This is a genomic window from Photorhabdus sp. RM323S, assembly GCF_042879375.1.
In the GTDB taxonomy this organism is placed as follows: domain Bacteria; phylum Pseudomonadota; class Gammaproteobacteria; order Enterobacterales; family Enterobacteriaceae; genus Photorhabdus; species Photorhabdus tasmaniensis.
The window spans coordinates 17,990-38,680 of the sequence record NZ_JBHFKZ010000022.1; the positions used below are offsets into that span (position 1 = coordinate 17,990).

Sequence of the window (20,691 nt, forward strand, 5' to 3'; positions counted from 1 at the left end):
TGCTTTAGATATTACTCTTCAATAATGTCGCCATCATCAGAAAGCGGTTCTTCAGAAACACCCGATATAGTGTACGGGGTTTTCTTATTCTCTATCGCACTAAAAACAGTCAGAACAGATTCATTCTGTTCATTGCTATGTCTATATAGAGAGAACTGAGTTTCAGGCAAACGAGGAAGCCCTTCACTCTCACCTAAAATACGCAGATCAGCATTTTGCATTTCCAAAGGACGGGCAGTAATACCGACTTCTGCATTCACTGCCGTGCGAACAGCCGACAGAGAAGCAGCTTCATAAGCAATACGCCACGATACCCCGACTTCATCCAGCGTATCCAGCGCCAGCTGGCGGAATGGATTTGTTTCATCCATCACAACCAGCGGCACAGGCTCGTTTGGCTGTAGCTGAAAATCAGGAGCACAATGCCATAATACCGGTGTTGAGCGCAGAACAGTCCTTGGATGATGACTGATCTTTGCCGTTGTTAACGCCAAATCGATCTCATGGCTATCCAGCATACTTTCAATAAATTGAGTTCGCTTTATACGAACATCTATTGCCATCCGCGGATAAACCGAAGCGACGCGATTTAACAAAAAAGGGAGTAGTGTATCCACGGTATCATCGGATGCACCGATTCTTAACTCACCTTCTGCATCGCTATAGGTTAATGATGCACTGGCATCATCATTAGCGCGCAGGATTTGTCTTGCATAGCCAAGAAGTTGAAGACCATGCTCTGTAAGAAGCTTATTACGGCCATGGCGGGCAAATAACTCTCTGCCCACCAACTGCTCCAAACGTTGCATTTGCTGACTTACAGCCGATTGCGTTCTGCAGACTGCTGCTGCTGCTGCTGCAAACGTATTTAAATCAGCAACAGCAACAAAAGTTCTTAGCAGATCGAGATCGAGATTCATTATCGGACGATTTGCATTTATCATTGTTTATTCATCACTTTTTTTTGATTTTAATTACTAACTAACCTAGTGTTTTTACGTAAGCACTATCAAATTAAATAACATCGATTAGACAGTACTCTACTCTATTAAATAGGGCAAAGATTTACTGCTGTTTTTTTACCTATTGAGCCCATAGTGGGTTTTATTTTCTCCTCTCTCTTAGTCAAAGTTACTCGGATTCCTAAATAAATTGAGGACAATCCCTATTTACAACACCCTATATGTGATTTCTAGTTTGGTTATTTTGTTTTCTGACTCACTTCAAAGAATAACATAAGTTATATCAGAAAAACTAAATATAAAGTAAAAATCTACAATATTACTAATGTTTGATAATCCTATTCAGATAAATTTACAATTAGTTTCCAGAAATGCTCAAAAATATTGTTCGATCTTTCTAAAATATATAGTTCTAAATTGCTAATTCAAGACAAATCTTATACATAAGAATAAATTATACAAATACAATCATTTTTATTGGCAAATTGAGTTGTGCTCATTTTCCCCCCACAACCACGCAACCACGCCGCTGTGATGTTAAAAATGCTTCATATCCACACTAAAAAATAAGAACAATTCAGATTATAAATTCAATATTACGATAAATTTAAGCATTTAACACTGACATAATTTACATAAAAAGATACTAGAATAACAATACCCTTACTAAAACAACCATTTTAACCAAATATATCAATGCATCTTCAAAACACCTGGAGGGAAGAGTACATTAAATGTCAGACGCTATATGCCAGGCACCCCTTTTTACCAAAATTAAGGTAAGACTCTCTATGCTAGCAGTTAAAAAATCCAGCAAATTGGATAATGTTTGTTACGACATCCGCGGCCCCGTACTCAAGGAAGCTAAACGCCTTGAAGAAGAAGGTAACAAAGTCCTCAAATTAAATATCGGTAATCCAGCCCCTTTTGGTTTTGAAGCACCCGATGAAATCCTGGTAGATGTTATCCGCAACTTACCAACAGCACAGGGTTATTCAGATTCAAAAGGTCTATATTCTGCTCGTAAAGCGATCATGCAACATTATCAAGCCCGGAATATGCTGGATGTGAGTGTTGAAGATATTTATATCGGTAATGGTGTTTCTGAATTAATCGTTCAAGCAATGCAGGCATTACTGAATACCGGTGATGAAATGCTGGTTCCTGCCCCCGATTATCCTCTCTGGACTGCGGCGGTTTCACTTTCCAGTGGGAAAGCCGTACATTATATGTGTGATGAAGGGTCAGATTGGTTTCCTGACTTAGATGATATCCGTAACAAAATTACCCCTCGCACACGCGGGATTGTGATTATTAACCCCAATAATCCAACGGGTGCTGTATATAGCAAGGCGCTGTTACTGGAAATTGTTGAAATAGCTCGTCAGCATAATTTGATTATTTTTGCTGATGAGATTTACGACAAAATCTTATATGACGATGCAGAGCATCATTCAATTGCCGCACTTGCCCCTGACCTGTTAACGGTAACATTTAACGGATTATCTAAAACATATCGGGTTGCCGGTTTTCGTCAGGGCTGGATGGTATTAAACGGTCCGAAGAAGCACGCCAAGAGCTATATTGAAGGTTTAGAGATGCTGGCATCAATGCGTTTATGCGCCAATGTGCCAATGCAACACGCTATTCAAACCGCGTTAGGCGGTTACCAGAGTATCAGTGAATTCATTTTACCTGGCGGTCGTTTGTATGAACAACGTAACCGCGCGTGGGAATTAATCAATCAAATCCCTGGCGTTTCCTGCGTAAAACCTAAGGGGGCTTTATATATGTTCCCGAAAATTGATGCGAAGCGTTTTAACGTTCATGATGACCAGAAGATGGTGCTTGATCTCTTATTACAGGAGAAGGTCCTGCTCGTGCAGGGAACGGCATTTAACTGGCCGGAACCCGATCACTTCCGCATCGTAACACTGCCAAGGCTTGATGAATTGGAAATGGCCATTCAGAAATTCGCCCGATTTATTGGCAAATATCATCAGTAAAAATAAGAAGAACCATTCGATAAGCGGATGCTACTGATAACAGACATTATTTATACCATGAGTTCTATCGGTGCAGAAGAAAACCGACTTTTTTCTACACCGATTACACCGATAAATGAATCTGACCGATTTATCTTCACTGGTGAACACGTCACCAGTCAGCCAGAAATCTCTGGTAACCATTTCCATTATTTTACTTTATTGATATCAAATGACGACACTTTACAAAATTAAGGTCAGTCAATTTTCATTTTTACCGGTAACATAGACTCGTTTTTTTTATTTTCACCGGAGAATTTATGGCGATTATATAAGGCATTGGCGGGATAGAAAAGAATTAAACATCGCATTTATTAAACTTGATAAAGGAGATCGATTGAATGAATAATGAGCTATTGTAAATTATATGAAATTTTTGTATGCGTTTTGTATATAAAATGGAGTGGAAAAATAGATTTCTTTAAAAAAATATACCTATTACGATTATAACATTGCCAGTTAATAGTAAATGTAAATTAGTCGGTCATATTACTGACGTTATACGCCTTGGGCTGCCGTTGGCAAATATTGTTAATGTGTCAGAGAAACAGAGTTTTTCTGCTGCAACTAAGGGATAAAAATTAAAGGGCGACGTTAAGGTTTACATCCCCCTGCCAACCGCTCACAATAAAAACAATTTTCCACGGTAAGAGATGAATATGAGCCACTTTTTTGCCCACCTTTCCCGTCTGAAACTGATTAACCGCTGGCCTCTTATGCGCAATGTGCGTACAGAAAATGTTTCTGAACACAGCCTGCAAGTGGCCTTTGTCGCACATGCTTTAGCCATTATCAAAAACCGCAAATTTAGCGGCAATGTGAATGCTGAACGCATTGCGTTGCTGGCGATGTATCACGACGCCAGCGAAATTATCACCGGGGATTTACCCACCCCTATCAAATATCACAACCCACATATTGCACGGGAATACAAAAAGATAGAAAAAATCGCGCAGAAAAAATTACTGGAAATGCTACCAGCAGAGTTACAAGAGGATTTTCGTCCGATATTGGATGACAGCCAGCATACAGAAGAAGAAATTTCTATTGTTAAACAGGCCGATGCCCTGTGCGCTTATCTCAAATGTCTGGAAGAGCTATCAGCCGGTAACAGTGAATTCAATCTGGCAAAAACCCGGCTTGAAAAAACCCTGGCTGCTCGCCACAGCCAAGAGATGGATTACTTTATGGCAGTTTTTGTGCCGGGGTTCAGCCTGTCGCTGGATGAAATTAGCCTTGATATCCCAGATTAAAATGGGAACAACCAAGGGATAATCAGCACACTAATCACCATCACTAAAATGGTAAACGGCACGCCCAAACGGACAAAATCAGAGAACTTATAACCACCTGGGCCAAGAACCAGTGTATTCACCGGTGATGAAACCGGGGTCATAAATGCGGCAGAAGCAGCCACACCAATAATCATGGCGAATGGCATGGGTGACACTGCCATTTCACGCGCTGCGGCAATGGCTATCGGTGCCATTAATACCGCCGTTGCCGTATTGGAAATAAACAAACCAATGACGGCACAAAGTACAAACAGACATAACAGCATTATCCTCGGCCCCATATCACCCGCAATATCCATCAAGCCGCAGACAATCAGATCAACCCCACCCGTTTTCTGTAATGCCAGTGCAAACGGCATCATCCCGACAATCAGGATAATACTGGGCCAATGAATAGAACGGTAAGCGCTTTCCATATCGATACAGCGGAATTTCCCCATCAACAGACAAGCTATCAACGCAGCAATCACATTGGGTACTTCATCGGTAAGCATCATGGCAACCATCAGCGCCAAACTAAAAAGTGCGTGCGGAGCCTGAGACGTTGCCGGCGCTACTTCCTCAATCTCAATGGGTAAATTGAGGACAATAAAATCGCGCATTTTAGTTTGCAGGACGTGGATCAGTTTCCAATCACCAATAACCAGTAAAATATCCCCAAGTTGCAGTGGTTCATCTACCAGTTTACCCAACAACGGTTCACTATCACGCCGAATGCCGATAACATTTAAACCGTAGCAGGTACGAAAACCTATTTCCCGCAGGGATTTACCCAATAAATTGGACTCTGGGATCACAGAGACTTCGGCCATACCCACATTACGGGATTGTTCGGAGAAATATTCCCCGCGCAGCACCATTGGCTCCAACCATTGCTCGCTGCAAAATTCACGCAGATCCACTTCACTGTCTGACATATCAATCAGCAAGACATCCCGCTCTCTCAATTCTGTATTACCGATCGCGCTGACCATAACGCGTCGGAAACGCCGCCAGCGCTCAATACCAACGACATTAGCCCCATAGCGGGCACGCAAATTCGATTCATCAAGAGAGAGGCCAATCAGCGGGGAACCTTGCCGAATTGCCAGGCGACGAGCACGACCTGATAATTTATAGTCGCGGATAAAATCACGGAAAGTACGGCGATTCCATTTATCATCACCGTTATCAGACTGGTTGCTAGCCAGCCAATGACGCGCAATCAGCATATAGCCAATACCAACAAACAGAATCAGAATACCGATGGGGGTAATAGAGAAGAATTTGAAACCGGGCAGCCCTTCCCGTATCAATTCACTGTTAACGACCATATTGGGTGGCGTCGCGACCAACGTCATCATGCCACTGATAAGCCCGGCAAAACTCAGGGGCATCATCAACCGCCCCGGCGAAATTTTCATTCTGGCCGCAACACTCAGCACCACTGGAATGAAAATCGCCACTACCCCCGTAGAGCTCATAAAAGCACCAAGACCGGCAACTGTCATCATCAGTAACGCCAACATCTTGGTTTCACTGTTGCCGGCAACCCTTACCAGCCAGTCCCCCATTTGATAAGCGACACCGGTTCTCACCAGCCCTTCACCAATAACAAACAGAGCGGCTATCAACAAAACGTTGGGATCACTGAAACCACTGGTTGCTTCACCCAGTGTCAAGGTTCCACTCATGACAAATGCGATAATCACCAATAACGCGACAATATCCATACGGAGTTTATTGGTAGTGAAAAGAACGATAGCTATCAATAACAGGGTCAGAACCCACAAGAGTTCGCTATTCAAAATGGCCTCTATCAACGAATAAAGAAGATATGGTGTCGAAAACGTGATTAGTAGACCATTTTATTGAGGGAAAATCTCCAGTTGCGATCAACAATATGTCTGTTTGTTGTCGTGAATCGTCATGTCATCTGCGGCTTTTTCAATCTCTTCCAGCTAAATATCATCAAGAAACGACCGATCGAGTTGTTTAAACGCCCGTTTCAGCAATTCTGCGAGAGATTGATAAGTCGGCGTTTGCTGCACTGGCGCCATGGCAATACCTGCTTCAACAAATTTATTACGGATTTCATGAAACCATTTCAGCAACGTCGCCGGCAAAGGTGTTGATGCCCGTTTCCCCAACCACCATAACCCTTGCATAGGTAAACTGCACGCAAACAGCGCAGTAGCAACTGCCGGACCCAGTTGACCACCCAGTGCGATTTGCCACGTCATCGTAAAAATAGCCAACGGCGGCATAAACCGGATACCAAAGCGGGTTACTTTAATCATCCGGTTTTCAGGAAACATGGGCGCAAGTTGTTTCTCAATCGGCCAAGTCTTCATATATTGCTGTCCCAGTTGCATCCTTCTCATCCATCCGCCACTGGCAGGAGGCATTGTGCTCATTATGACCTCGATCAATTAAAAACATAATTTTTAAAAAAAGTCTGTAAACGATAAAATATTTTTTGTAGGATTAAGTATATTTTGTCTTTACTGCTGGCTATCGGTATCCTACACCCACTTTTATACTGTCCATAGCAGTAAAACAGCATATTTTACCTTTTTTACTACATTTAGGCTCATTTTGTTAACAAATAATCCTGTAATTTAACATCAGGCAGGTAAAAAAGGTTCTTAAAAAAATGTAACCTTATCATCATGCTCTTTACACCTGGCATGATGTTAATCATTTAACGTCATCACTATTATACGCTATGCTGATGAGTAATTGATGTTTTATTAATCACACGTCTTATCTGTAAGACTCAATGACAAACAAGATATAGGTATTTCCATGTCAAGTAAGCTGGTACTGGTTCTCAACTGCGGTAGCTCTTCTCTGAAATTTGCTATCATCGATCCGACTAACGGTGAAGAATATCTTTCTGGTCTAGCTGAATGTTTTAACCTGCCTGAAGCCCGCATTAAGTGGAAAATGGATGGTGCAAAACATGAAGCCGCTTTAGGTGCTGGTGCAGCCCACAGTGAAGCATTGAACTTTATTGTTAATACTATTCTGGCGGAAAAACCAGAACTTTCTGCTCAAATCGACGCCATTGGTCACCGCATTGTTCATGGCGGTGAAAAGTTCACCTCTTCTGTCACCATCAATGATGACGTTATTCAGGGTATTAAAGATGCGGTTCCATTCGCACCACTGCACAACCCTGCTCACCTGATTGGTATTGAAGAAGCGAAAAAAGGCTTCCCACATCTGGCGGGCAAAAACGTTGCCGTTTTCGACACCGCTTTCCATCAAACGATGCCGGAAGAAGCTTACCTGTATGCACTGCCATACAACCTGTATAAAGAGCATGGTATCCGTCGCTATGGCGCACACGGAACCAGCCACTTCTTCGTTTCCCGTGAAACAGCGAAAATGCTGAACAAACCGGTTGAAGAGCTGAATGTTATCGTCTGCCATCTGGGTAATGGCGGTTCTATCTCCGCTATCGTTAATGGTCAGTGTGTTGATACTTCTATGGGATTGACGCCACTAGAAGGTCTGGTCATGGGTACCCGCAGCGGTGATATCGATCCTGCTATCATTTTCCACCTGCATGACGCTCTGGGCATGAGCGTTGAACAGATCAACAAACTGCTGACCAAAGAATCTGGCCTGCTGGGTCTGACAGAAGTCACCAGCGACTGCCGTTATATAGAAGATAACTACGAAACCAAAGCCGATGCTAAACGTGCTATGGATGTCTACTGCCATCGTCTGGCTAAATACGTTGGTTCATACTCTGCCCTGATGGAAGGCCGTCTGGATGCCATTATCTTTACCGGTGGTATCGGTGAAAACTCTTCGCTGGTACGTGAGCTGGTACTGAAAAAACTGGCTCTGTTAGGCTTTGAATATGATCACGAACGTAACCTGGCTGCCCGTTTCGGTAAATCCGGTACTATCACGACTGACAACAGCCGTCCTGCTCTGGTGATCCCGACGAATGAAGAATTAGTCATAGCTCAAGACGCTGCGCGCCTGACCGCGTAAGACTTTGCGCACCGCCAGCAACTGCTGGCGGTACTATTTTGACCAACGAGCAACCGTAAAGAGGTTTCCGTGTCCCGCACAATTATGTTGATCCCTACCAGCACCAGCGTCGGCCTGACCAGTGTTAGTTTGGGAGTTATCCGCTCAATGGAGCAAAAAGGCGTCAGCCTGAGTGTTTTCAAACCCATCGCCCAGTCCCGTTGCTGTGGCGCACAAGACCAAACCACTGCAATCATTCGTTCTCACTCCAGCATTAAAACCGCTGAACCACTGGATATGGCCTATGTGGAATCTTTGCTGACCACGAATCAGAAAGATGTCCTGATGGAAAAAATCGTGGCTCTTTACCACGAAAACACCAAAGACTCAGAAGTTATCTTGATTGAAGGTCTGGTTCCAACCCGTAAACATCCGTTCGCCCAATCGCTGAACTATGAAATCGCCAAGACCCTGAACGCTGAAATTGTGTTCGTACTGGCGCTGGGTAACGATTCCCAAGAGCAGTTGAAAGAACGCGTTGAACTGGCCCGTGCTGAATTTGGTGGCAACAAAAACCAGAACATTACCGGTGTTATTATTAACAAACTGAATGCGCCAGTTGATGATCAGGGCCGTACCCGTCCTGATCTGTCAGAGATCTTTGATGAATCCTCAAAAGCCATCGTAGCTAACATCGATCCAAACAAACTGGCTAAAAATAGCCCATTGCCAATCCTTGGCTGCATTCCGTGGAATTTTGATCTGATTGCGACGCGTGCAATCGATATGGCAAAACACCTGAACGCCCGCATTATCAACGAAGGCGCAATCAAAACCCGTCGTGTGAAATCCGTGACCTTCTGTGCACGCAGCATTCCACATATGCTGGAGCACTTCCGTCCGGGATCCCTGCTGGTGACTTCCGCTGATCGTCCAGATGTTCTGGTTTCAGCTTGTCTGGCGGCCATGAACGGTGTTGAAATCGGTGCGATTCTGCTAACCGGCGGCTATGCCATTGATGAACCTATTAAGCAACTGTGTGAACGTGCTTTCGGCACAGGTCTGCCCGTCTTTATGGTTGATACCAACACCTGGCAGACTTCCCTGAGCCTGCAAAGTTTCAGCCTGGAAGTACCGGCAGATGACCATGAACGTATCGAAAAACTGCAAAACTACGTCGCACACCACATCAACAAGGAGTGGATCGATTCGCTGACAGCGAACTCTGAACGTCCACACCGCCTGTCGCCACCGGCATTCCGTTATCAACTCACTGAGCAGGCACGCAAAGCAGGTAAGCGGATTGTTCTGCCTGAAGGTGATGAACCTCGTACCGTGAAAGCGGCGTCTATTTGTGCTGACCGAGGTATTGCGCGCTGTGTGCTGCTGGGCGATCCAGAAGAGATCCGTCGTGTTGCGGCTGCTCAGGGAGTAGAACTGGGTACCGGTATTGAAATTGTTGATCCAGTTGCTGTACGTGAGCGCTATGTCCCACGTCTGGTTGAACTGCGTAAAAACAAAGGCATGACCGAAGTCGTCGCACGCGAACAACTGGAAGACAACGTTGTTCTGGGTACACTAATGCTGGAACAGGGCGAAGTTGACGGCTTGGTTTCCGGTGCGGTACACACCACAGCAAACACGATCCGTCCACCATTGCAGTTAATCAAAACCGCACCTGGTAGTTCACTGGTATCATCCGTATTCTTTATGCTGCTGCCAGAACAAGTTCTGGTTTACGGTGACTGTGCGATCAACCCGGATCCGACAGCTGAACAACTGTCTGAAATCGCCATTCAATCGGCAGATTCAGCTAAAGCATTTGGTATCGAGCCTCGCGTTGCGATGATCTCCTACTCTACCGGTAACTCCGGTGCAGGTAGTGATGTTGAAAAAGTTCGTGAAGCAACCCGTCTGGCACAGGAAAAACGTCCAGACCTGATCATTGATGGCCCATTGCAATATGACGCCGCTATCATGGCAGATGTGGCGAAATCCAAAGCGCCAAACTCACCGGTTGCCGGTCAAGCTACCGTGTTCATCTTCCCTGATTTGAACACCGGTAACACTACTTATAAAGCAGTACAACGTTCTGCGGATCTGGTTTCAATCGGGCCGATGCTGCAAGGGATGCGTAAACCGGTTAACGACTTGTCCCGTGGCGCTTTGGTAGACGATATTGTTTACACTATTGCACTGACGGCGATTCAATCGGCACAAGAAGAAGAATAACGACTTCTGGCACATCAAACTCATTTAAGGACTGAATTCCACACAAGATTCAGTCCTTAATCACATCATGGACGGTAGTGGCAAGCGCTGACACACCAGACTTGAGGAAGCATACTATTTAGTTACAAAAATGATTAGCAGGTCACAATGAGAATTAAAACGATCAGTTTTATAAAAAAGAACGCCGATGCTCTTGAATTATCTGAACCCATTCTGGTCACACAAAATGGTGTACCAGCCTATGTTATTAAATCATCCGCAGAAAGAAAACAACGAGATCAGTCAATCGCTTTGCTTAAAATACATAAAGTCAATATCGCCAGTATTAACACTAGCGCTATAGATACATACCCCAATCCTCAACCTACCGAATAGTTTGTTTTAATTTGGTGCAATTATAGAAGATTAAGGATCATAACCCGTAACGGATTATCTTCAGCGTTAATAAGTTTAATCGCTAACACACAACATACCAATATCAGCATCGGTCTTACTAAACGAGGACCTACTTTAACAGCACAACGTGCACCTAGCTGTGCTCCAATAAAAGATGCTATAGCCATTGCTAAAGCCAATGGCCATATAATGACGCCTTTAGTGATAAAAATAAACAATGCACCAATATTACATGAAGCATTTGCTAACTTAGTAAAACTCATTGCCTTCATCATATCCAGGCCACAGAAGAACATAAAACTCATCATGAGAAAAGAACCCGTTCCTGGACCAAATATACCATCATAAAAACCAAGTACAGGAGCGATTAAAAATGAAAATAACAATATAGATATTCTTTTTTTATTATTTTCATTACTCAATTTCGGTGAGAAAATAAAATAAACTGCAACGACAATTAATAATATTGGCACGCAAGCTTCTAATACACTCTTACTGATAATACTTACAAACAAAGCCCCACCAACTCCCCCTAATAAGCTAAGAAATATTAAAAATATTGATTTCCTCCACTCGATTAACCCTTTACGTGCAAAAGTTACAGTAGCTGATATACTTGCCGAAGTTGCCTGAAATTTATTAGTAGCCATAGCACTGATTGGTTCTATCCCTGCAAGGAATAGAGTAGGTAATGTTATTAATCCTCCTCCACCAGCTATTGCATCAAAAAAACCTGCTAGAAAAGCAATAGTTGCCAATATTCCTATTATGTCCCAATCCATAATGATTCCGTATATTATCAAATATTTAAAAATAACCTGAATTATTAATAATGCAAGCTATTTAAATAGCTTTTCATCATCATGTCTCACTTTCAATCAGACCTTATACGCCGAAAAATATGATACATTTACCAATCTGATTAAAAAAATAAATAAAGCATCGATGTAGCACTACTTTGAAATGGTTATCCAATATATTATTATTTTAGAATAATTAAAACTCAGAATAATAACTACATTTAATTATATTTTATTGTAACGACATAATGAACAATTATCTATCCCTCAAGTAATAAAGGATCATCTGAAATGACAATACCTTCCGTATATTTCGAGAGGCCAAATAACCGTACTAACAATCGACGATTGTCTTTTACGATATCACGACAATGTAATGCCCGATAATTATTAATAACAATTGCAGATTCTTGTGTTAATACACATTGGTACGGTATAGCATCATAAACAGCCTGACAAAATATTTGTGATTATTCTGGTGGTCAATGGGTCTTAATTTATATCAATGTGGATAAATTCGATGACAGAGCAGAACGTATCAATATTACTCTTCCACATCGTTTGTTATACCGTATTGACATGATTATTCATGATCATCCTGAATATGGCAGCAGAAGTGGTTTTCTGGCTCAGGCTGCGCTCAATGAACTGCAAAAAACAATTTAATTGTGCCTCATATATGAGACACTTCGCATTTATATTTATTTGCAAAAATTTAAGGCTAATAATTACATAGACTAGGTTCTCATAGGTAAGTAAATAATATTAATCACATAGCTTAATATCTTTTACATAAGTATTAGGGGACATCCAGTATATTTTTTCACATACCAAATAATTATCACTTTTTAATTTATAATTTACGTATAAAGATATTGGGAAACTTAAAAAAATTGAAACAATAGCAATAAACCCAAAATAATTAATAAAACTATCATGATATTTTTGGCAACGGCTTGTTACATTAAAAAAAACAACAAAAATCATAAGGTATGAAAGCAAAGGAAAAAGTATCATAAAAACACTACTTGAAAATGTTATTTTTTCATCCATTTTAACTAAAGAAATTAAATTTTCTCCGGTCAAAGAGAAACCTGATAATGCTAAAAGAAAAACAGCAAAAGCGCCGATAATATGTATAACTTTCTTTCTATTTCCAATAACGACCCCAGTTATAAAGAAATTGATTAAAATTAATTTCTGGTGCTTTTAGTTTTCTCTCCATTTCTTTTTTGAGTAAATTAATGACAGTTTCACTAATTTTAAATTTCTTATCTATAATATCAAGTGTATATACCGTTAACACTCCCACAAGAAGCATAGCACCAGCCACAACAATTACGCTAGCACCTGTCACAAACAAAGCCACTCCTTCCAATAAGTAAATAAATTTTTAATTAAAAAACACATAATAGTAATTTAAAACACTATCCCACTATAAAACTGATTATGCCATTAATATAAGATTATTTCGTTAGCCTCTCTCATTATTACCCACCTTTAAATAAAGATAGATGACACAATCATAAAAAACAAATTCAAGAATGACTAAGTTAAAAAAACTTGTTGAAATATTAAAAAACAAGATAAAAATAAATAACTGAAAATTACCACAATATTATACACACAATAGAATAATCATTATTTTTATGCCATAACAATCTAAATACTCTATCTACAGTTACTTTTATAAAAAAACATTTTAATAATAAAGTCAAATAATTATTTATATCTCTTGTAAAATAACTGTCAACGGAAATAATATATAAGCACTTAAGAATTAATATATTGATAAATATCACATCATTCTTTTTTTTACTTTACCGGTACGGTTTCATTCTTTGGTAAATAATACCCGATTCATTCAATGTGAGAAAATAATTCAGAGAGAACTTACTCAGCTATATTCACAATTACAGTAAAAATGAAATTGGGTGAGAATCTATTTATTTTTATAAAATGTGATTTTAAACACAAAATTGAGTTTGCTATTAATAATTAATAGCCTAATACTTATAATAATTAAATCTCAGTATTGATGTGGTTTTGATGCATTTTGAATTATTAAAATGAGAATATAATTTCGTTATCCCTCTTTTCCAAGAGGATCATGGAAATAACCACCGAAGTTGTCTCTGAGCTTAATTAAAAAGAATAGTGAAAATAGGGTTTATCATCAAATTATATATTAATAAAAACATCCCATTAAATTATATGGAGAAAATTATGGTCATCAAAGAAGGCGGATTCCCCTTTAAGCTATACAGTATCACCCCAGATCAAGTCACTGCCGAAAGTTTGAAAAACACGTTAACTATCCTTGGTCTTACCTGCGAAGATACAACCCTAGATAAACTTCAGCAATACATTACAGATGTTAGATCACAATTATATAATGGAGCGTACCAAGCATTCGGAATTAATCACCTTCATGACTCCGTCGTCGCAATATCCAAGGGGCTTTGGGAGCCTGATGGAGCGCTACATGAAATGAGACAGCTAGATTACATTACCAAAAATGAAGAAATTTTTAACTGGCTTAAAACCCAATACAAGGATTTCCCTGGTCAGGTCTCCATGATATCTCATAACAAGGCTTATTATTCAACTGTGGATGCAATCAAAGAGGCATTTGTTAAAGCCGCGTATATAACATCAGCAACACTGATTTCTCCACTTGATAAGAAAAGCATGGAGTCTATTATGAGTGGTTGGCTTGCCGGATTGAGCTCGGATGACAAAGCAGATTTCGACTCTGGTCAAAAAACAACAGCCATCCAAATCGCCCTTAACCCTGATGGCGATAACGTTGATGCTATTGGTGAAGCAGTAGTCGATTGGAGGCTTCAAATTGTAAATTGGAAAGGAAAAGGTAAGAAAAATCCAGGAAAGGATACGACAATTGATATTCAATCAAGATCAGTTAATTACACTGAGACCAGTTTGTTAAAAAAACATTACAATGCCGCTGTTAATCAATTCGGAGGCGTATGAATTAAATACTAAATCCAAAACTCTATTATTTTTATATACCCATACAAAATTTCCGGCTGGGTATACATAAAGTATAAGAAAGATTTACACCTAAAAATATACAATTGATTTGCGTACAATAAAATCCGTTGCGTGGGAAAATATATGGAGGATACATGAAAAACACCAATATCTTAAAAATAAATGAAAGAGTATCTGGCGTCATTAAATACTATACTTTTCCTGTTACTATCGGCGATGGTGAGGTATCTGTGTCATTCACATTGGTAGACAAAGAAAATAATTATTACAATTTCGTACTTGATGGAGCCACAACTTCTTCAAAAGAGCTAACAGGTCTACTTACTATACTCGGTACTGCAATAAATTATGCTCTACAAGTAAGCGTAGATTTTGTCAGAGTATCCAAAAATGGAAATTACAATCTTACTTCAAAAATAACCTGTAATCCTCCGGATAAAGATTATCGTGATCATGAAACGAGGAGTGAATCTTAAATATAAGATGGTAATATATGCACAAATGCTTGGTTCATATATTACCACCAATATAGCTTACGTAAATAATAAAATAATAATCCCACCATCTGCCTATAAACGAAAACCCTCTTTTGCTGCCTGATAGCGTTGTTCTTCCCGCGCTTCATTTTTCTTCTTTATACGCCATAAAAGACTTAACGCAATAAACCATAAAGGGGTGCCACAGAGTGCAACCAGTGTATCCGGATCAAAAACCATGACGACGATGGTCAGGGCGAAAAAAACCAATGTTATCCAGGTCATTGGTACCGCCAGAGGCATCTTAAATATTGAGCGCTGATGCAGATCAGGATGATGTTTACGATAAGCTAAATAAGCAATCAATATCATACACCAGCTATAAATAACCATAATAGAGGCAACGGTTGATACAATAGTAAATAATCTCATGACATTCGGCATGATAAATAAAAGTGACGTACCAACGATCATACAGAAGCCAGAAAATATCAGGCTATGTACAGGAATCGCGGTATTACGAGACAGAATTTTAAATTTCCGATGGGCATTTCTTTCAGTTGATAAACCATAAAGCATACGCGTACAGGCGTATAACCCACTGTTAGCGGAGGACATTGCCGACGTTAATGCAACAAAGTTCACAATAGCGGCTGCGGCAGGTAAACCAGCCAAAGCAAATAAGGTCACAAAAGGACTGGTTTCAGATGAAATCCTCCCCCAAGAAGTCACCGCAATGATGCTTAACATGGAGAAAATATAAAAGATAATGATCCTTATCGGAATATTATTAATCGCTTTCGGCAATATCTTTTCCGGATCTTTTGTTTCCGCTGTCATGGTGCCCACCAGCTCAACACCCGTAAAAGAAAAGATCGCTATCTGGAAACCGGCAAAAAAACCAAAAATGCCATTCGGCAGAAATACTGATGGATCAGTCAGGTTATTAACCGATGCCGTCATACCATCCGGTGATTGCCAACCTATCATTACCATACCGATACCCACAATAATCAACGCCAAAATCGCAACCACCTTAATAATGGCGAACCAGAATTCAGCTTCGCCAAATAACCGTACAGAAAGCAGGTTGCAAGTACAAAGTAAACCCAGAGTCAAAAACGCAGGTACCCAAAGAGAAACACCCGGGAACCAATATTGAATATATCCACCACAAACAACAACATCAGCAATACAGGATACAATCCAACTCATCCAGTAAGTCCAGCCAAGAAAAAAGCTGGCTTTCGTCCCTAAATAATCAGACACGAAATCAGCAAAAGAGCGATAATTCAGTTTAGTGAGAAGTAATTCCCCCATCGCCCGCATCACCATATAGACAAAAAAACCCACAATCGCATAGGTAATAATGATCGATGTACCGGATACGGCAATAGTCTTTCCTGACCCCATAAATAAGCCTGTACCAATAGCACCGCCAATGGAAATTAACTGAATATGGCGTGCACTCAATCCCCGATGAAGCTCTTGCGAACCAGAACATTTTTCTGCCGAAATGTTTTGTTGATTTTTATTATTTTTTATCATGATAATACCCGTCCGTCATTAAAGCGAAGAAACAGACCGCTGAATCTTTCTGAAGAAGACGTTGCCACTGCTTCAGAAAGAAAATGGAGTTATGTTTTATTTAATTATTTTTTTCATTTAAGGCAAGTAACAATCCCGCCCGCAATCCATTAGCAACCTCAGCATTAGGAAATAAAATAAATTTCGCCGGAAATTTAATTTGCCAATGGCGATCATGCTGGCTGGCAATTTCAAATCCCTCTGGCAATTCAGTGAAATTCATGGTGTCTGCGGGAATATGAAGCTGGAAACTTTCATCGTTCTTAATAATGGCATCCATTACCTGGTAATGTTTCAGTTCAGGTTTAATTCGTGTGGCTATTGGCGATAAAGAGATTAAGCCACAAAGGGAATCCGCCATTTTTTGGAACCGTTTTAAATCATTGCGACCAAAAGGCATTGCCTTACCCATTTCCATCGTACAGCTATCCGCCCCAAATTTTTCATGCAGAAAATGGCTGAAAGTTCCTCCTTTTGAACGATGATAAACCAGCGCATCAATATCGCTGTCATTCAACCATTGCATAAATTCGGCAGAAAATGGACGGCTTTGAGCCGGTAACAATGCAAATTGTTCATGATGAGAAGCACGTATAGCGGTATGCAAATCAATATGCCAGCGCATATTTGTCGAAGATACGGAGGATTCAGCAAAAAAGCGACTGACAATATTTTCAAGTTCAGCCGCGCGTGATCGCTCATTTCCCAAAGGGAAATCCAGATAACGACCACCAAACATACGATTCAAATCGTTATGCAGATAACGTCGATTCACCCGCATAGCCGGTAAGTTACCAAAGATAATCAGCAGGTTATTTTTTAGTGGCAACGTGCCATCTGCCAACTGTGCCAGTAATTGAATCAGTATTTCAATGGGCGCGGTTTCATTACCGTGAATACCTGCGGAAATAACCAGAGACCGGTTTTTTCCTTCATGGGGAACATGGGGAATGAGTTGCAATACCCCTTCTGCCAGCCAGCTCGCATTCATTGTTTCTGGAAACGTCAAGTGGTCGGCCAGTTTCTTTTCAAGCAATGCGGTTAACAGATCCATATCTGCTCCAATTTAGCGTTGAAATTCATAGATCGACCCCAAATGCAGGATCTGCGTAAGCTCATCCAAAGCGGTATAAACTTCACGCAGTAATTGGGGATCAACCAGATCGCCAGCAGATAACTCATCACGATAGTGCTGTTCTATCCATTGAGTCAGGCTCTTATAAAGCCGGGGATTCATTATTGTCGCAGGATTGACCGCGTTAAATTCAGCATCATTTAGCACCACCCTCAGACGTAAACAGGCCGGGCCGCCGCCATTACGCATACTTTCCCGCAGATCAAAAACGCAGACTTCATTAATGGGTGATGACGTTTGCGCAGTCAGTGACTGTAAATAGGCCCAGACAACTGCACTCTGGCGGCACTCTTCCGGCACAACAATCATCATTTTTCCATCAGCTTTACTCAGTAATTGACTATTAAAGAGATAAGAATCGACCGCATCTTTGATACTGACCTGCTCGGAAGAGACTTCAATTGCGACAAAATCATGTCCCAATACCGCCATTTTCTCTTTAATTTCAGCCAAAGCCTGATCCTGATCCAGATAAGCATACTGATGATGAAAAAGGACATTTCGGTTGCTCACCGCAATCACATCATTATGGAAAACACCGCTGTCAATGGCGACCGGGTTTTGCTGCACAAAAACGGTTTGTGCCGGATTAAGCTGATGCAGCCGTGCAATGGCTTCACTTGCTTCCAGTGTTTGCCGTGCGGGATAGCGCTGGGGCACCGGACTACCACGAAACGCGCTACGGCCATAGACAAATACCTGCACACCTGGCGTATCATATTCACCCCCGAGGCGATTATGGTTTGCCGCCCCTTCATCACCGAAATTTTCATGCTGCACAAGCGACTGATGATGGACAAAATGATTTTGATTAGCAAAAGTGGCTTTTAACGCGGCTGCCGTGGTTTCTGCTTCCAGCGAACGGTGCAGTTTGTTATTTAAATTTGCCACGGTGAAATGTACCCGTCGGTCAGCACTATCCGCCGAAGGGGACACCGTTGCCGCGTTAGCTGTCCACATTGATGAAGCAGAACTCAATTTTGATAATAACGCTGGAGAATATTGAGCGGCTTTATCAAGTATCTGTTCATCACTGCCCGTAAAACCTAAATTACGTAAGGCTGGAATATTGGGACGTTGTTGTGGTGGCAGTACTCCCTGAACAAACCCCGCATCAGCCAGCGCTTTCATTTTCATCAGCCCTTGAAGCGCAGCTTTGCGTGGGTTAGACACCCGGTCCCGATTATGTATAGATGCTTTATTGCCGACTGAAAGCCCTGCGTAATGATGAGTCAGACCAACCAAACCATCAAAGTTTGCTTCAAAACCGGACATAGATACCTCTGGAAAGATTGTATAAGTTAATCAGGGAAATGGATCCCCGGCGCAAGCGTTTCAGGTAAAGCGAGTTTGTCAGTAACCAGAGATGCCATAGGCCAAGCGCAGTAATCAGCCGCATAATAAGCGCTGGGGCGGAAGTTTCCCGAAGCACCAATGCCACCAAAAGGCGCTTTACTGGAAGCCCCCGTCAACGGCTTATTCCAGTTGACAATTCCGGCTCTCGCATCTTCTGACAGGCGTTGGAACAGCGAAGCATCCGGCGAAATCAAACCAGTAGCCAATCCGAACCGGGTGTTATTCGCCATTGCCAGTGCTTCATCAAACGTGTCATAACGCATAAGAGTGAGTAGCGGGCCAAAGTACTCTTCATCAGGCACATCAGCCACCTGGCTAACATCAATAATTCCGGGTGTCAGCAACGTTGATTGAGGATCGCGTTGTTCCAACGAAACCAGCGAAATCCCACCGAGTTTTTGCAGCTGATCTTGCGCTTCCAACAGATTCTGAACCGCCTGTAAAGAAATGACGCCACCCATAAAAGGTTGGGGTTGTGCATCCCAATGAGCTGGAACAATCTGTTCAGTCACCGCCACCAGACGCTTAATCACCGTATCCCCGTGCACGCCATTTTTTACCAGTAATCTGCGGGCACAAGTGCAACGTTGGCCGGCGGAGATAAATGCTGACTGCACAATGGTGTAAACGGCAGCATCAATATCATCACAGGCATCTACGATCAGTGCGTTGTTCCCTCCCATTTCAAGGGCCAGCATTTTCTCTGGCTGACCGCCAAACATGCGGTGAAAGTGAAAGCCAGTATTGGCGCTCCCGGTAAACAGCACCCCATCGATCTGTTTGTCCTCCAGCAGCGCCGTGCCGGTATTGCGCGCGCCCTGAACCAGATTAAGCACACCGGCGGGCAAACCGGCTTTTTCCCACAGTTTTACGGTCTCTTCCGCAGTCATCGGTGTCAGTTCACTCGGTTTAAACACCAGCGTATTACCGGCAATAAGCGCAGGGATAATATGACCATTCGGTAAGTGACCCGGAAAATTATACGGACCAAAAATCGCCATCACACCATGAGGGCGATGGCGCAGTAAGGCCCGGCCGTCCGGCATAATGATTTCTGACTCTCCGGTGCGTTGTTCCCATGCTTCGATAGAAATCGCCGCCTTACCTATCATAGATTGTATTTCAGTACGCGCTTCCCATAATGGCTTGCTGGTTTCCTGACTGATAACCCGCGCCAAAGCCTCTGTCTCGTCATTGAGCAAAGCAGCAAACTTCTGGACAATCTTAATTCGCTCGCCAACCGGCAAATGTGACCACGAATAAAACGCTTCACGGGCAGACTGGCAAGCTGCTCTAACTTGAGAAGGATCAGCGCTGTTAGCTTGCCACAGAATTTTCTGATCTATTGGGGCGAATTTAGTCATCAACTCACCTTGTCCCTTAACCCATTCGCCCCCAATGTAATGTACTTTATGATTCATAT

General features: G+C 41.8%; 18 protein-coding genes and 1 pseudogene. 9 read left to right on the forward strand and 10 right to left on the reverse strand.

Translation table 11 applies throughout. The annotated features are described in order from the left end of the window. Positions 1–11: 11 nt before the first annotated feature. On the reverse strand, positions 12–944 hold the full coding sequence (hexA, locus tag ACGF7G_RS11295; RefSeq protein WP_387465531.1) for a transcriptional regulator HexA: 933 nt from the start codon (positions 942–944) through the stop codon (positions 12–14). A gap of 809 nt (positions 945–1,753) precedes the next feature. On the opposite strand from hexA, the gene ACGF7G_RS11300 reads away from it, so the two are divergent. The 3 genes from ACGF7G_RS11300 to yfbR all read left to right on the forward strand — a co-directional run bounded on the left by ACGF7G_RS11300 (position 1,754) and on the right by yfbR (position 4,260). Then, positions 1,754–2,968: a pyridoxal phosphate-dependent aminotransferase gene (locus tag ACGF7G_RS11300; RefSeq protein ID WP_021325725.1), complete on the forward strand. Its 1,215-nt coding sequence runs from the start codon at positions 1,754–1,756 to the stop codon at positions 2,966–2,968. Between the two features lie 27 nt (positions 2,969–2,995). Then, a complete protein-coding gene (locus ACGF7G_RS11305; RefSeq protein ID WP_387465533.1) occupies positions 2,996–3,202 on the forward strand; it encodes a hypothetical protein in 207 nt (68 codons plus the stop codon). 464 nt (positions 3,203–3,666) lie between these two features. Further along, positions 3,667–4,260: a 5'-deoxynucleotidase gene (yfbR, locus tag ACGF7G_RS11310; RefSeq protein WP_387465535.1), complete on the forward strand. Its 594-nt coding sequence runs from the start codon at positions 3,667–3,669 to the stop codon at positions 4,258–4,260. Here yfbR and ACGF7G_RS11315 read toward each other — a convergent pair. Together ACGF7G_RS11315 and yfbV are read right to left on the reverse strand one after the other, a co-directional pair. Then, on the reverse strand, positions 4,257–6,089 hold the full coding sequence (locus ACGF7G_RS11315; protein WP_387465536.1) for an SLC13 family permease: 1,833 nt from the start codon (positions 6,087–6,089) through the stop codon (positions 4,257–4,259). The two genes, yfbR and ACGF7G_RS11315, sit on opposite strands and share 4 nt — an antisense overlap. A gap of 153 nt (positions 6,090–6,242) precedes the next feature. Beyond that, a complete protein-coding gene (gene yfbV / locus ACGF7G_RS11320) occupies positions 6,243–6,698 on the reverse strand; it encodes a terminus macrodomain insulation protein YfbV (RefSeq protein ID WP_387465538.1) in 456 nt (151 codons plus the stop codon). Between the two features lie 391 nt (positions 6,699–7,089). Between yfbV and ackA the strand changes: the two genes are divergently transcribed. From ackA to ACGF7G_RS11335, 3 genes are all read left to right on the forward strand, one after another. Beyond that, complete coding sequence (gene ackA, locus ACGF7G_RS11325) at positions 7,090–8,292, forward strand: acetate kinase (protein ID WP_387465540.1); 1,203 nt, start codon at positions 7,090–7,092, stop codon at positions 8,290–8,292. A gap of 84 nt (positions 8,293–8,376) precedes the next feature. Beyond that, positions 8,377–10,503: a phosphate acetyltransferase gene (pta, locus tag ACGF7G_RS11330; protein WP_207627342.1), complete on the forward strand. Its 2,127-nt coding sequence runs from the start codon at positions 8,377–8,379 to the stop codon at positions 10,501–10,503. A gap of 147 nt (positions 10,504–10,650) precedes the next feature. Further along, positions 10,651–10,878, forward strand: a complete 228-nt coding sequence (locus ACGF7G_RS11335; protein ID WP_387465541.1) for a type II toxin-antitoxin system Phd/YefM family antitoxin — start codon at positions 10,651–10,653, stop codon at positions 10,876–10,878. Between the two features lie 20 nt (positions 10,879–10,898). On the opposite strand, the gene ACGF7G_RS11340 is transcribed toward ACGF7G_RS11335, so the two are convergent. Continuing rightward, positions 10,899–11,681 (reverse strand): TSUP family transporter, encoded by a 783-nt coding sequence (locus ACGF7G_RS11340; RefSeq protein WP_387465543.1) that lies wholly within the window; start codon positions 11,679–11,681, stop codon positions 10,899–10,901. Between the two features lie 492 nt (positions 11,682–12,173). Between ACGF7G_RS11340 and ACGF7G_RS11345 the strand changes: the two are divergent. Then, positions 12,174–12,365 (forward strand): annotated as a pseudogene (locus ACGF7G_RS11345) (type II toxin-antitoxin system HicB family antitoxin); the annotation flags it as partial. Between the two features lie 99 nt (positions 12,366–12,464). Here ACGF7G_RS11345 and ACGF7G_RS11350 read toward each other — a convergent pair. Together ACGF7G_RS11350 and ACGF7G_RS11355 are read right to left on the reverse strand one after the other, a co-directional pair. Next, complete coding sequence (locus ACGF7G_RS11350) at positions 12,465–12,860, reverse strand: DUF1240 domain-containing protein (protein ID WP_387465569.1); 396 nt, start codon at positions 12,858–12,860, stop codon at positions 12,465–12,467. Then, a complete protein-coding gene (locus ACGF7G_RS11355) occupies positions 12,850–13,062 on the reverse strand; it encodes a hypothetical protein (protein ID WP_387465545.1) in 213 nt (70 codons plus the stop codon). Before ACGF7G_RS11355 ends, ACGF7G_RS11350 begins: the two co-directional genes overlap by 11 nt. 863 nt (positions 13,063–13,925) lie before the next feature. On the opposite strand from ACGF7G_RS11355, the gene ACGF7G_RS11360 reads away from it, so the two are divergent. Both ACGF7G_RS11360 and ACGF7G_RS11365 read left to right on the forward strand, forming a co-directional pair. Next, positions 13,926–14,693 (forward strand): hypothetical protein, encoded by a 768-nt coding sequence (locus ACGF7G_RS11360; RefSeq protein ID WP_133815954.1) that lies wholly within the window; start codon positions 13,926–13,928, stop codon positions 14,691–14,693. 155 nt (positions 14,694–14,848) lie between these two features. After that, complete coding sequence (locus tag ACGF7G_RS11365; protein ID WP_133815953.1) at positions 14,849–15,190, forward strand: hypothetical protein; 342 nt, start codon at positions 14,849–14,851, stop codon at positions 15,188–15,190. Between the two features lie 93 nt (positions 15,191–15,283). On the opposite strand, the gene ACGF7G_RS11370 is transcribed toward ACGF7G_RS11365, so the two are convergent. The 4 genes from ACGF7G_RS11370 to astD all read right to left on the reverse strand — a co-directional run bounded on the left by ACGF7G_RS11370 (position 15,284) and on the right by astD (position 20,689). Further along, on the reverse strand, positions 15,284–16,738 hold the full coding sequence (locus ACGF7G_RS11370) for an amino acid permease (protein WP_387465547.1): 1,455 nt from the start codon (positions 16,736–16,738) through the stop codon (positions 15,284–15,286). A 100-nt stretch (positions 16,739–16,838) separates the two neighbouring features. Further along, entirely contained in the window at positions 16,839–17,831 is a 993-nt protein-coding gene (astE, locus tag ACGF7G_RS11375) for a succinylglutamate desuccinylase (protein WP_387465549.1), read from the reverse strand. A gap of 12 nt (positions 17,832–17,843) precedes the next feature. Beyond that, positions 17,844–19,187: an N-succinylarginine dihydrolase gene (gene astB / locus ACGF7G_RS11380; protein ID WP_133815950.1), complete on the reverse strand. Its 1,344-nt coding sequence runs from the start codon at positions 19,185–19,187 to the stop codon at positions 17,844–17,846. A 26-nt stretch (positions 19,188–19,213) separates the two neighbouring features. Next, the gene (astD, locus tag ACGF7G_RS11385; RefSeq protein ID WP_387465552.1) at positions 19,214–20,689 is read right to left on the reverse strand and encodes a succinylglutamate-semialdehyde dehydrogenase; all 1,476 of its coding nucleotides are present in this window, start codon (positions 20,687–20,689) and stop codon (positions 19,214–19,216) included. Positions 20,690–20,691 lie beyond the last annotated feature (2 nt).